At 68.6% G+C, this 12,322-nt stretch carries 10 protein-coding genes; 4 read left to right on the top strand and 6 right to left on the bottom strand.

What is annotated here, in order from left to right; genetic code table 11:
• Positions 1-67: 67 nt before the first annotated feature.
• From L810_RS15480 to L810_RS15470, 3 genes are all read right to left on the bottom strand, one after another.
• Complete coding sequence (locus L810_RS15480; protein ID WP_021159232.1) at positions 68-499, bottom strand: YqaA family protein; 432 nt, start codon at positions 497-499, stop codon at positions 68-70.
• A 125-nt stretch (positions 500-624) separates the two neighbouring features.
• Positions 625-1,800, bottom strand: coding sequence for a voltage-gated potassium channel protein (gene kch, locus L810_RS15475; protein ID WP_021159231.1), 1,176 nt, complete (start codon positions 1,798-1,800; stop codon positions 625-627).
• Positions 1,801-1,920: 120 nt separating this feature from the next.
• Positions 1,921-2,568 (bottom strand): LysE family translocator, encoded by a 648-nt coding sequence (locus tag L810_RS15470; protein WP_021159230.1) that lies wholly within the window; start codon positions 2,566-2,568, stop codon positions 1,921-1,923.
• A 284-nt stretch (positions 2,569-2,852) separates the two neighbouring features.
• Here L810_RS15470 and L810_RS15465 point away from each other — a divergent pair, with 284 nt between their 5' ends.
• On the top strand, positions 2,853-3,335 hold the full coding sequence (locus L810_RS15465) for an Lrp/AsnC family transcriptional regulator (RefSeq protein WP_021159229.1): 483 nt from the start codon (positions 2,853-2,855) through the stop codon (positions 3,333-3,335).
• An 837-nt stretch (positions 3,336-4,172) separates the two neighbouring features.
• Here L810_RS15465 and L810_RS15460 read toward each other — a convergent pair.
• A complete protein-coding gene (locus tag L810_RS15460; RefSeq protein ID WP_021159227.1) occupies positions 4,173-5,822 on the bottom strand; it encodes an IclR family transcriptional regulator in 1,650 nt (549 codons plus the stop codon).
• A 177-nt stretch (positions 5,823-5,999) separates the two neighbouring features.
• Between L810_RS15460 and L810_RS15455 the strand changes: the two genes are divergently transcribed.
• From L810_RS15455 to L810_RS15445, 3 genes are all read left to right on the top strand, one after another.
• Positions 6,000-6,959: an MBL fold metallo-hydrolase gene (locus L810_RS15455; protein ID WP_021159226.1), complete on the top strand. Its 960-nt coding sequence runs from the start codon at positions 6,000-6,002 to the stop codon at positions 6,957-6,959.
• Between the two features lie 180 nt (positions 6,960-7,139).
• A complete protein-coding gene (locus tag L810_RS15450; RefSeq protein WP_021159225.1) occupies positions 7,140-8,489 on the top strand; it encodes an MFS transporter in 1,350 nt (449 codons plus the stop codon).
• Between the two features lie 87 nt (positions 8,490-8,576).
• On the top strand, positions 8,577-9,944 hold the full coding sequence (locus tag L810_RS15445) for an MFS transporter (protein WP_021159224.1): 1,368 nt from the start codon (positions 8,577-8,579) through the stop codon (positions 9,942-9,944).
• 21 nt (positions 9,945-9,965) lie between these two features.
• Here L810_RS15445 and L810_RS15440 read toward each other — a convergent pair whose 3' ends face one another.
• Both L810_RS15440 and L810_RS15435 read right to left on the bottom strand, forming a co-directional pair.
• Positions 9,966-10,262, bottom strand: a complete 297-nt coding sequence (locus L810_RS15440; RefSeq protein ID WP_021159223.1) for a hypothetical protein — start codon at positions 10,260-10,262, stop codon at positions 9,966-9,968.
• Positions 10,263-10,391: 129 nt separating this feature from the next.
• Positions 10,392-12,194, bottom strand: coding sequence for a sensor domain-containing diguanylate cyclase (locus tag L810_RS15435; protein ID WP_021159222.1), 1,803 nt, complete (start codon positions 12,192-12,194; stop codon positions 10,392-10,394).
• Positions 12,195-12,322 lie beyond the last annotated feature (128 nt).

The raw sequence follows: 12,322 nt of genomic DNA, 5'->3' as shown, positions 1-12,322 counted from the left end.
CAGCGGCGAATTCTTTAGCGGCGCGTCGTCGATGGCGACGCAGGCAGGTGCGGCGGGAACGCGGGTGTCAGTGCGTGACGAGCCACGCGACGGCCAGGTAACGGCCGACCTTCGCGATCGTCACGATCGCGAGAAAGCTCGGCAGCGGCTCGCGCAGCACGCCGGCGATCATCGTCAGCGGATCGCCGATCACGGGCGCCCAGCTGAGCAGCAGCGACCAGCGGCCGTAGCGCGCATACCAGCGCTCGGCGCGTGCGAGCGCGGCGGGCTTGACGGGAAACCAGCGGCGCGTGCGGAAGTGCTCGATGCCGCGCCCGAGCGCCCAGTTGATCACGGAGCCGGCGACGTTGCCGATGCTCGCGACGAGCACCAGCGCCCATACGGGTTCGCGCCCGGCGAGCAGCAGGCCGGCGAGCACGGCTTCGGACTGGAGCGGGAACAGGGTCGCGGCGACCATCGACACGGCGAACAGGCCGCCGTAAGTGAGCAATTCGGACATCGCGCGATTGTACCGGGCGCATGCCGGCCGCCGCGGGTCATGCGGTCTCGAGGCTATGCGGTCGCGAGGTCATGAGGTCACGAGGTCATGAGGTCACGCGGCCATGCGGTCACGGGCCCGACAGGTCATGCGGCATCGGCCGTGCCGAACAGCAGGTGCGAGATCATCGACTTGTCGACCGGTTCGTCGTTGAGCGTGCTCGCGAGCAGTTCGCCCGCGAGCTGCTGCGGCGAAAACACCATGTCGGGCTTCAACAGGCGCAGCCGTTCGAGGTTGCGCTGCTGGTTCACGAGCGCGACCGTGCGCACCGACGGCGCGATCTCGCGGATCGCGAGGATGATGAACGCGTTCTCGGCGTCGTCGGAGCGCAACGCGAGCACCGCGCGCGCGGTCGCCGCGCCGGCGCTTTCCAGCACCGCATGGTCGGTCGCGTCGCCGACGATCAGGTCGGTCGCCGCCGCGTAGTTGTGCTCGACGCCGGCCGGCACGACGACGGTCACCGCGTAGCCGCGCTTGCGCAGCCCGTCGTGTACCGCATGCGCGACGGGCGTCGCGCCGACGATCAGGAAATGATGCTTGCGGATCACGTTCGAAATGCCTCCCTTGACGATCCGTTTCAGATTGCCGCCGATCACGGGGCCGACGACCGCGCTGATCGACGTCGCGAACACCGTGATGCCGAGCACGATCACCGACGCGGTGAACAGCCGCGCGGTCGGCGCGTGCGGAACGATGTCGCCGTAGCCGACCGTCGACATCGACACGATCGAGAAATAGACGGCGGTGGCGAGGTCGTGGACGGGCGGCGTGAATTCGTCGCCGAGATACAGCACGCCGAAGGTGGCGTAGATCAGCAGCGACACGATGCTCAGCAACGCGAACAGGCTGCTCGCGGCGATGCTCGCGCGGTCGAAATGCCGCCAGTAATAAAGCAGCGTGACGACCAGCACGGCCGTGTAGGCGAACACGCCGTGGCTCGGATAGCCGCCGAGCGCGCTGAGCGCGGCGGCCGCGACCAGCAGCAGGATCGACAGCACCCATGCGACGCGCGCGCGCAGCAAGATGCCGATGGCCATGGTCGCGAGGCCGGCCGCGATCACGACCTGCGGCAGCACGACGAGCCCCGCGTTGTCGACGAGGTTCAGCGCATCGGCAAGCCACGCGCCGTGGCGGCCGAGCTTCGCGTTGTCGACGACCGGGCGCAGCACCATCAGTGCATCGAGCGCGAGGAGAAGGGCGAGATACCAGTGCAGGCCGATCGGCGCGAACAGGCGCCGCAGGCGGGTAGTGACGTGCTTCATTCAGTCGCCCGGCAGGCCGGGCATGTCCAACGAACCAGGCGCTACCCTAAAGCATTCCGCGATCGGCTGCTTTTTCGCGGGGCCGGCGGCGGTTGCGACGACGCGCGTAGCGGCGGCCGTTCAGTTCCAGCCGGCCATGATCGCGCCCATCCCGACGAGCAGCCCGCCCGTGACACGGTTCATCGCGCGCATCCGCGCGGGCCGCTGCAGTGCGCGGCTCAGCCGGTGCGAGAACAGCGCCATCGACGCGACGCCGCCCGCGAACAGCACCGCGAAGGTCGCCGAGAGCAGCAGGAACTGCTGGTTCAGGCTCCAGTCGGCGTCAGGGACGATGAACTGCGGGAAGAACGACGGGAAGAACAGCAGCGTTTTCGGATTCAGCCCCGAGGTCGCGAGGCCGCGCCAGAACAGCGCGCGGTGCGAGTCGGTGTCCGGCGTTGCAGCCCCGGCAGGCCCGGCCGCGGTGGCGGGCCCGCCGGCCGGCGCGCGGCTGAGCCATTGCTTGCAGCCGAGCCAGACGAGGTAGGCCGCGCCGGCCCAGCGCAGCACGGTCAGCGCGCGCTCGTCGAGATGCACGAGCGAATTCAGGCACAGCGCGGTCAGCGCGAGTTGCAGCAGCACGGCGAGCGTGCCGCCCCAGACGCACGGCAGCGCGCGGCGCCAGCCGGTGCGCAGCGCTTGGTTCATGGTGAGGAGGTTGACGGGGCCGGGAGCGTAGACGAGAACGGCGGAAGCAGCGAGAAACGAGAGGTAAAGCCTGAACGACATGACGGGTAGGGCAGGAACAGGAACACGGGCGCCGAAGCCGCGCGGCCGGATAGGCGCGCGGGCGGCGGGGAATCGCATGCCTGCTGGCCGGCACCGCAACTCGTGATTGCGGCCGTGCGTTCCGCTGCGAAGGGGTTGTCGCGGGGAGCGTGCCGGACAACAGGCATGGAGAAAATATATCAAGGGGCCGGATTAAAAGGCTTCCGCATTTCCACACAAACCGACACAAATCCGGAATGTCGTTCAGATAGAATCGCGCTTTTCAGTAGAAGATTCTTCCTGCCATGGCCACACGTGAACGCTCGCCGAAAACGCTCGACAGCCAGGACCGCAAGATCCTGGGTGCACTGCAGAAAAACGCGCGCCTGTCGAACGCCGAACTGGCCGAACAGATCGGCATGTCGACCACCGCGTGCTGGAACCGCACACGGCAACTCGAGGTGGACGGCTACATCGACGGTTATGTGGCGCTCGTCAACCAGCGGAAACTGGGCTATGCGGACATCGTGATCCTCGAAGTCACGCTCGATCGCCACGAGGACGACGCGCTCGCCCGCTTCGGCGAGGAGCTCGCCGCGCTGCCCGAGGTCCTCGAGGCGTATCTGGTGTCGGGCGAGTACGACTACTGGATTAAGGTCGCGGTGGACGGCACGGCCGGCTACGAGCGCTTCCTGCGCGAAAAGCTGTACAAGATTTCGAGCATCCGTCACAGCCGCTCGATGTTTGCACTGCGCTGCATGAAGGACGTGCCGTCGATTCAGGTGTGAGGAAGGCAGGGGTGAGATGCGGCCGTCGTTGCAACAACGGCGCCAGTGGCTGCGCGTATGCCGCGCAGAAAGCCGGCAATCGCGCGGGGGAGTAGCCGCGCGGCGCGGTTCGGTATCGCCGCCGGCAACGCGGATGAATCTTCCGTCCGCGAGGGTTCAGCCTTCCCACGTGCTGGCTGGATAACGGCTGCCCGTCCGGGCAACCTTCAGACAAAACCGCGCCGAAGCCGATTCGATATCGCGTCGAGGCGGATTGGCGCCCGCATCGGCTTTAAAGCAACCTCGACACGCTCCCGACACCGGGAGCGCATTCAGCCGGGGCAACGCTTGCCGGTTTCCACGTTGTTTGCCGCGCCGGGCGTTGCCGGGTGCCGCGGCCTTGCGGCGCGCATCCGGGCAAGCGGATCAGGACGGCATCGTGAGGCCGGCTGTGGGCCGGTCGTACCGCTCAGCGCGGCAGGCGTGCGTGTGCTTCAGCGATGACTTCGCAGGTCTCGAGGTGGAGTGCCCAAGCTTCTGCAATCAGCTCGCCCATACGTGCGAGCCAGCCAGCGGATTCGGTGGAACGGTCGGAGACATTAGACGTTTGCATGACGAAGCCCCATATAGGTGGCGAGTTAGGGATAACCCTAATCATAGCGAAACACCTCCGCTTTGTGAAATGCGATTTCGTTATATGAGAATTACTGACAATTTGTGTTGCTGCTTCGCAACATGAATATCGGGCGCCCTGGCGTGGCCGTGCTGGCGCGCGACGAGGCCGTGCCGGCACGGCTCGCATGAAACAAGAGAGGGGGGATTCGGGCGCTGCGGAGGATGGCGAAAGCAGGCGTCGGCTTACCGGCCGATCCACCCGAACCGCCACGACAGCCGCCGCGTCGCGGCGAGCAACGCCTGCGCGAGATCGCTGTCCGGCCCGCGCGGGAAGCCGCGCGACGAGCCGATGATCGCGATCACGAGCCGGATGCTGCCGGTGTGATCGAACACGGGCGCGGCGACCGTCCCGATGCCCGGCACCGGCGCGTCGAACGTGAAATCGAGCGCGTCCGCGCGGATCGTCGCGAGCCGCGCCCGGAATGCGTCGTCGGCCGGCGGGGCGATGCGGCCCGCGAGGCGCACGGGCTCGTCGGCGAGCAGGTCGGCCAGCACGTCGTCGGACATGCCGGCCGCGAAAATCCGGCCGATCGCCGTATTGACGAGCGACATCACGGTGCCGACCTGGAGGCTCACGTGCTGCGGCCGCGCCGATTCCTCGAGGCGGATCACCGTCGGGCCGAGCGGCCCGAGCGTCGCGGCCGCCACGCTCATGTCGGTCGCGCCGGCCAGCGCGACGATCTCGGCTTCCGCGTCGCGCGTCGGCGACACGCGCTGCATCGCGATCAGGCCGAGCGCCTGCCCGAGCGGGCCGCCGCCGAAGCAGCCGGCGTCGTCGCGGCTCAGCAGGCCGATCTTCTGGAGGCTGACGAGATGCGGAAAAGCCTTCGCGGCCGGCATGCCGGCCGCCGCCGCGAGATCGCGCAGCGGCAGCGCGCGGCCCGCCGATACCAGCGCGAGCAGCAACTCGCCGGTGCTGTCGAGCGCGTTGATCCCGCGCTGCGCCTTCGCATCGTCGGCCAGCGCGGGCGGCACGCGCGCAGCGGCCGGGGCTGCGCCGGGTGCGGGCGGCGAGGCGTCGTGCGCCTCGCCGAGCGATGCGCTCGCCTGCCGTGCCGCGTCGCGCAGTGCCGCCGCGATCGGGCCGTCCCACGCGACGTCGATCGAGCCCGTCGAACCGATCACCGTCAACGCGAGCTGCAGCGCGCCCGCCGCGTCGAACACCGGCACGCACATCGCGCTGACGCCGGGGCTCGGCAGGTCGACGCCGCGCTCGATCCCGCGTGCGCGGATCGCATCGAGTTCGGCCTGCGGCACGCCGGTATCCGGCACGGGCTGCTCGCCGCCTGCAAGCGTGTCGGCCGCGCCGGCCTGGCTGGCGGCCATCGCGCGGAGTTGCGCGGGGTCGCCGAACGCGCGGAACACGCGGCCGGTGGCCGTCGTGTCGAGCGACATCACCGAACCGACATGCAGGTTCACGTGCAGCGGATAACCGCCGTGCTCGATGCGCACGATCGTCGGCCCGAGCGCGCCCGGCACCGACAGCGCGACGCTCAGGCCGACCGCTTCCGCGAGCCGTGCCGCGTGCGGCAGCGTCGCGCGATAGGCCGGCTGGCGCTCGATCGACATCAGCCCGAGCCGCAGCGACAACGGGCCCGGCTCGTAATTGCCGGTGAGCGCGTCGCGCTTCACGAGCGCGAGCCGCGTCAGGCTGACGAGATAGGTGTGCGCCTGCGCGGTCGACAGGTCGGCCGCCGCGGCCAGCTCGGACAGCCCGAGCGGCTTGCGCCGGCGCGCGAGCGCGTCGAGCAGCCGGCCGCCGACCTCGACACTCTGGATCCCGCGCTGCGCCTTGGGCGGCGCATCGTCTGCGCTGACTTCGTGGTTCTGCACGCGATGATTCTTCCGTTGACGAAACCCCGCATGGTATCCGACGCCATTTATCGCGCCAGCCCGCAGGTTTACCCGTATTAGACAATAGCAAGCGACTTTGTCATTGACAAATATTCGGCGCGAGAAGATGATCCGCTCACTCCCCTCAACACATGGCTCGCAGCCACGGAACGCAACATGGCCAAAGCATTCGCCTCCCAAGCCGATCTGGAAGAGAAGAAAGTCACCTGGACGAAGCTGTCCGAGAACGCGTACGCGTACACCGCCGAAGGCGACCCGAACTCGGGCGTGATCATCGGCGACGACAGCGTGCTGATCGTCGACACGACCGCGACGCCCGCGATGGCACAGGACCTGATCGCGAAGATCCGCAGCGTGACCGACAAGCCGATCAAGCACGTCGTGCTGTCGCACTACCACGCGGTGCGCGTGCTCGGCGCGTCCGCGTATTTCGACGAAGGCGCGCAGCACGTGATCGCGAGCCGTGGCACGTACGAGATGATCGTCGAGCGCGGCGAGGCCGACATGAAGTCGGAGATCGAGCGTTTCCCGCGCCTGTTCGCCGGTGTCGAGACGGTGCCGGGCCTGACCTGGCCGACGCTCGTGTTCGAACGCGAGTTCACGCTGTTCCTCGGCAAGCTCGAGGTGAAGATCATGCACGTCGGCTCGGGCCACACGAAGGGCGACACGATCGTCTGGATCCCGTCGCAGAAAGTGCTGTTCTCGGGCGACCTCGTCGAATACGACGCCGCGTGCTATTGCGGGGATGCCCAGCTCGAACAGTGGCCGGCCACGCTTGAGGCGCTGCGCGCGCTGAACGCCGAGAAGCTGGTGCCGGGCCGTGGCCCCGCGCTGCTGAACCCGGCCGACGTGAACAAGGGCCTCGACTACACGAAGGATTTCGTCACGACGTTGCTCGCGCAGGGCCGCAAGGCCGTCGAGCAGAAGCTCGACCTGAAGGCGTCGATGGCGCTCACGCGCGAAGCGATGGACCCGAAGTTCGGCCACGTGTTCATCTACGAGCACTGCCTGCCGTTCGACGTGTCGCGTGCGTTCGACGAAGCGAGCGGCATCACGCATCCGCGCATCTGGACCGCGCAGCGCGACAAGGAAATGTGGGCCGCGTTGCAGGACTGAGCGGCTTGCACAGGCGGGGTGTCCGGCAGGGCGCTTCGCCTTTTTTCTGAAGCGGCGACCGGCCGCGGCGTTCCGCCGTCTTGCCGTCCGCCGTGATCCGAGCTCACTAGAAAGCAGGGCGCACGTACGCCCTGGGAGACGGCTGCGCGCGCGAATCGCGCAGCCTGTTTGGAGAGAGACATGCCCCAATCGCTTCATGCCGAAGCGACGCTCGCGCACGCGAGCGCTTCGGCTTCCGCATCCGCCGCCACGGACGACGCGCTGCTGTTCCGCAAGATCGCATGGCGGATCGTGCCGTTCCTGTTCCTCTGTTACGTCGTATCGTTCCTCGACCGCATCAACATCGGCTTCGCGCAGTTGCAGATGAAGCACGATCTCGGCTTCAGCGACGCGATGTACGGCCTCGGCGCCGCGGTGTTCTACGTCGGCTACGTGTTCTGCGAAGTGCCGAGCAACATGCTGCTCGCGCGTTTCGGCGCGCGCCGCACCTTCACGCGGATCATGCTGCTGTGGGGCATCGCGTCGACCGGGATGATGTTCGTGTCGCAGCCGTCGCATTTCTATGTGCTGCGGTTCCTGCTCGGCGTGTTCGAAGCGGGCTTCTTTCCCGGCATCGTGCTGTACCTCACTTACTGGTTCCCCGCGAACCGGCGCGCGGCCGCGATCTCGGTGTTCTTCGCGGGCGTCGCGGTGGCCGGCGTGCTCGGCGGCCTGATGTCGGGCTGGATCATGCGCGACATGGGCGGCGTGCTCGGCCTGCACGGCTGGCAGTGGATGTTCGCGATCGAAGGCGCGCCGGCGATCCTGCTCGCGTTCGCCGCGTTCACGTTCCTGGTCGACCGGCCGCAGGATGCCACGTGGCTCACGGCCGATGAAAAGGCGCGGGTCGCCGCGCTGTGCGCCGACGGCCGCGGCCACGGCCACGCGCACGACGGGCGCAGCCTCGTGGCCGCGCTCGCCAATCCGCGCGTGTACCTGTTCGCGTTCATCTATTTCTCGCTGACCTGCGCGTCGCTGACGCTCAACTTCTGGATGCCGCTGATGATTCGCGATTTCGGCGTGACCGACGTCGTGGCCGTGAGCCTGTACACGGTCGTGCCGAACGCGGTCGGCGCGGTGGGGCTGGTCCTGATCGCGCGCCGTTCGGACCGGACCGGCGAGCGCCGCAAGCACTTCGCGTGCTGCACGATCGGCGGCGGGATCGCGCTCGCCGCGCTGACGCTGCACCTGCACAGCTTCGCGGCGATGCTCGCGTGCCTGTCGATCGCGGCGACGCTGATCTTCGCCGCGCTGCCGATCTTCTGGGCCGTGCCGACCCGCTACCTGTCGGGCAACGCGGCCGCGGCCGGGATCGCGCTGATCAGCAGCATCGGGATCACGAGCGGCATCGTCAGCCCGTGGGTGATCGGGATGATCCGCACGCGCACCGGCAGCATGGATCTCGCCGTGTATCTGCTTGCCGCGTTGCTGGTGGCGAGCGGCGTCGCGCTGATGCTCGGCGTGAAGGGCGAAGCCGCGCCGCGCGACTGACCGCGCGACGGCCGGTTGCCGCGCGCGGGCGGCGGCGACCGGCGCCCCATGTTCGCCCCGCACCCGAATCCATCGAGGAGACGATCGATGTCAGCCCCTCTTCAAGCCGACGCCGCGCGTGCCGTCGCGTCCGGCGCCGCCGCACCGGACGACGACGCGCTGTACCGGCGCATCGGCGCGCGGATCGTGCCGTTCCTGTTCATCTGCTACATCGTGTCGATTCTCGATCGCAGCAACATCGGCTTCGCGCAGTTGCAGATGCGGCAGGATCTCGGCCTGACCGACGCGATGTACAGCCTCGGCGCCGTGCTGTTCTTCGTCGGTTACGTGCTGTTCGAGGTGCCGAGCAACGCGTTGCTGCGCCGCTTCGGTGCGCGCCGCACGTTCGCGCGGATCATGTGCCTGTGGGGCGCGGTGTCGGTCGCGATGATCACCGTCGACAGCGCGAAGCATTTCTACGTGCTGCGCTTCCTGCTCGGGGTGTTCGAGGCCGGGTTCTTTCCGGGCGTGGTGTTCTACCTGACGTACTGGTATCCGGCGCGGCGGCGCGCGTCGGTGCTGTCGATCTTCTACGCGGGTGTCGCGGTGGCGGGGATGGTCGGCGGGCTGCTGTCGGGCTGGCTGATGCGCGGGATGTCGGGCGTGCTCGGGCTGCACGGCTGGCAATGGATGTTCGCGATCGAGGGCGCGCCCGCGATCCTGCTCGGCGTGATCGCGTGGTTCTGGCTGTGCGATCGTCCCGAGCAGGCGCGCTGGCTGTCCGATGCCGATCGCCAGCGGCTTGCGGCCGACCTGGCCGCCGACCGCGCCGGTGTCGCTGGTGCCGCCGATGCCGCCGGTGCCGATACGCCGGCGCCGCATTCGCTGCGGCAGGTGCTGGCCGAACCGCGCACGTACCTGTTCGCGTTCATCTATTTCTCGCTGACCACCGCGCTCCTGATGCTGCTGTTCTGGATGCCGCTGATGATCCGCGAATTCGGCATCCACGACGTCGTGCAGATCAGCCTGTTGTCGGTCGTGCCGAACGCGATCGGCGCGGCCGGCCTGATCGCGATCGCGCGGCGTTCCGACCGCAAGCGCGAGCGGCGCCGGCACTTCGCGGCATGCGCGTTCGGCGGCGCGGTGGCGCTTGCGCTGCTGACGCTGCACCTGCCGAGCATCGTCGCGATGATGGCGCTGCTGTCGGTCGCGGTGATGCTGATCTTCGCCGCGCATCCGGTGTTCTGGGCCGTGCCGTCCGCGTATTTCTCCGGCGCGGGCGCGGCCGGCGGGATTGCGCTGATCAGCAGCATCGGCGTGTCGAGCGGCATGATCACTCCCTGGCTCGTCGGGCTGATCCGCACGCGAACCGGCAGCATGGATCCGGCGATGCTGATGATCGCCGCGCTGTTGGCCGCGTGCGCGGTCGCGATGCTGCTGGGAGTGCGGGCGGTGCCGCGTGCGGAGGCGGCGTGACGCCGGCGGCTGCGGTGCGATTCAGTGGAAGGACAGAAACAGCCCGGGCAGGACGAGCAGGCCGTGCAGCACCAGCGCCCCGTAGATCACGCCGCCGCGCGCCTGCAGGTCGATCGACAGGCAGGCGATTGCCGCAATGACGCCGAGGGCCGAGAGGCCTGCCGCCCAGAACAGCGCAGTAATCAGCACGCGTACGCCGGTGTACGGATCGTCCATCGAACTGGCGAACACGTAGCCGATCAGAAGCGCCAGCAACTCGACGAGCGCGACGACGAGCAGACCCGTCGCGATTCGCGCGGTTCGTTTGGCATTGTCCATGGCAAGTCGTGGTGAGGAGAGCAAGGGGCGCAAGTCTACACGATCGGTTTCGAACCGGTCGCGCAACGGGGGCCGGGAAACCGGGCGGCGGACGCGGCGCGGATGTCGCCCGTCGCGCCATCGCGTCGGCTATGCTCGATACACCTCGATCCGGTTGCGGCCGCGTTCCTTCGCGAGATAGAGCGCCTTGTCGGCGCGTGACAGCGGCTGGTACGCGCCGAAGTCCGACGCCCGCATCGCGTCGATGCCGATACTGACGGTCAGCGTGACCTGCTGGTCCTCGTGCATCAGCCGCGCCGCCATCGCGCGTTGCTGCACGCGCTGCGCGAATGCCAGCGCGGTGTCGAGATCCGCCTTCGGCAGCACGACCGCGAATTCCTCGCCGCCGACCCGGCCGACGATCCCGTCGGGCCCGGTTTCCGCGAGCAGAAGCCGCGCGAAATGCCGGAGCGCGCGATCGCCGACCGGGTGGCCCCAGCGGTCGTTCAGCGCCTTGAAGTGATCGAGATCGAGCATCAGCACCGCGGCGGCCAGGCCGGTCGTGCGCACGTTGCGCAGCGCGGCTTCGCTTTGCCGCATGAACGCGTGGCGGTTCGACAGTTGTGTCAGGTGATCGGTCGTGGCCATCCGGTGCAGCTCGGCCTCGATGCGCTTGCGGTCGGTCGCGTCGGTGATGAAGCCGTGCCACACCGTGCCGCCGTCGGCCGTGCGCTGCGGGCGCGCGTCGCCTTCGCGCCAGCGCAGGCCCTGGCCCGGCAGCAGCACGCGATATTCGAGGCGCCACGGGGTCAGCCGCACCGACGAGTCGTGCAGCGACAGCCGGTAGGCGACCAGGTCGGCCGGATGAATCCGCGTCTCGACCGCCTCCGCACTGTGGGCGACCTGCTCGGGCGTCAGTTCATAGATGTCGCTGACACCCGCGCTCGCGTAGGTAAAGAAGCGGTGCCCGTCGGCCGTTTGCCGCAGCTGGAACACGAGCCCGGGAACCTGGTCGGTGAGATCCGTGACGAGCGCAGCCGAGTCGCGCAACCGCGTGGCGAGCTCGCGCAGCGCGGTGATGTCCGTGGTCGTGCCGACCATCCGGAGCGCGCGGCCGTAGGCGTCGCGGGTGATCACCTTGCCGCGGCTGCAGATCCATTTGTAGGTGCCGTCCTTGCAACGGATGCGGTGCTCGACCGCGTAGCGGTCGGTGCGGCGCTCGAAGTGCGCGAGCATCGCGGCTTTCACGTCGTCGACGTCGTCCGGATGCAGCCGTTCGTACGCATCCTCGATCCGGGTGCCGAGCTCGTGCGGCGCGTAGCCGAGCAACGCCTTCCAGGCCGGCGAGTAATGGATCTCGCCGGTTTCCACGTTGCGATCCCACACACCGGTGCCGCTTTCGGTGAGCGCGAGCGTGGTCAGCGTGCTGTGTTCCTCGACGATGCCGAGCCGTTCGCGCAACGCGGCGGCTTCGGTCGCGCGGCAAAGCGCGCTGGCCGCCAGCGTGGCGAGGTCGCGGAGCAGCGTGCGTTGCGTCGCGTCGAGCGTGCGTTGCGCTTCGTCGACGATGCACAGCATGCCCAGCGTCGCGCCATCGGTCGCGGCCAGTTCGCAGGCCGCGACGATCCCTGGCGCGCGAGGCGGGCCGCCGTCGCGTTGCCCGTTCGCGTTCGCGTTCGTGTCGTCCGGCACGAACCGCGCATCGGCGGCCGGGTCCGGCTCGCCCCGGGGTGGCAAGCCATCGGCGAAAAGGGGATCGGGCAGCGCGCCGTCGACGGCGAGCACGCGTGGCGCATCGGCATCCGCGTGCGCAATGAACGCGCCAGCGGCACCGAAATGCGCCCGCGCGACACGACAGACGGTGGCCAGTTCCGGCACGGGCGGGAGCGCGGGCTGAAGGTTGGCCGAACCGCGCGCGGAGGCCGGCGCGTCGCCGGTCTCGGTGATGAACATACGGACCCGCTTGGTCGAGTTTGCAACGGACGATTGCCCTCGTGATCGGACGAATGCCGGTCGGACGAGGCCGCTTGGGGACTGCAATCGCAGAGCTTACTGTTGCGCGGAATGCGTGGCAAGCGAAC

The organism is Burkholderia sp. AU4i (assembly GCF_000466765.1).
GTDB classification, from domain to species: domain Bacteria; phylum Pseudomonadota; class Gammaproteobacteria; order Burkholderiales; family Burkholderiaceae; genus Burkholderia; species Burkholderia cepacia.
This window is presented reverse-complemented; position numbering and strand designations above follow the sequence as displayed.

Excerpts from the sequence above, each read along its gene's own strand:
- L810_RS15480 (WP_021159232.1), bottom strand. The coding sequence starts at position 499 with ATGTCCGAATTGCTCACTTACGGCGGCCTGTTCGCCGTGTCGATGGTC.
- kch (WP_021159231.1), bottom strand. The coding sequence starts at position 1,800 with ATGAAGCACGTCACTACCCGCCTGCGGCGCCTGTTCGCGCCGATCGGC.
- L810_RS15470 (WP_021159230.1), bottom strand. The coding sequence starts at position 2,568 with ATGTCGTTCAGGCTTTACCTCTCGTTTCTCGCTGCTTCCGCCGTTCTC.
- L810_RS15465 (WP_021159229.1), top strand. The coding sequence starts at position 2,853 with ATGGCCACACGTGAACGCTCGCCGAAAACGCTCGACAGCCAGGACCGC.
- L810_RS15455 (WP_021159226.1), top strand. The coding sequence starts at position 6,000 with ATGGCCAAAGCATTCGCCTCCCAAGCCGATCTGGAAGAGAAGAAAGTC.
- L810_RS15450 (WP_021159225.1), top strand. The coding sequence starts at position 7,140 with ATGCCCCAATCGCTTCATGCCGAAGCGACGCTCGCGCACGCGAGCGCT.
- L810_RS15445 (WP_021159224.1), top strand. The coding sequence starts at position 8,577 with ATGTCAGCCCCTCTTCAAGCCGACGCCGCGCGTGCCGTCGCGTCCGGC.
- L810_RS15440 (WP_021159223.1), bottom strand. The coding sequence starts at position 10,262 with ATGGACAATGCCAAACGAACCGCGCGAATCGCGACGGGTCTGCTCGTC.
- L810_RS15435 (WP_021159222.1), bottom strand. The coding sequence starts at position 12,194 with ATGTTCATCACCGAGACCGGCGACGCGCCGGCCTCCGCGCGCGGTTCG.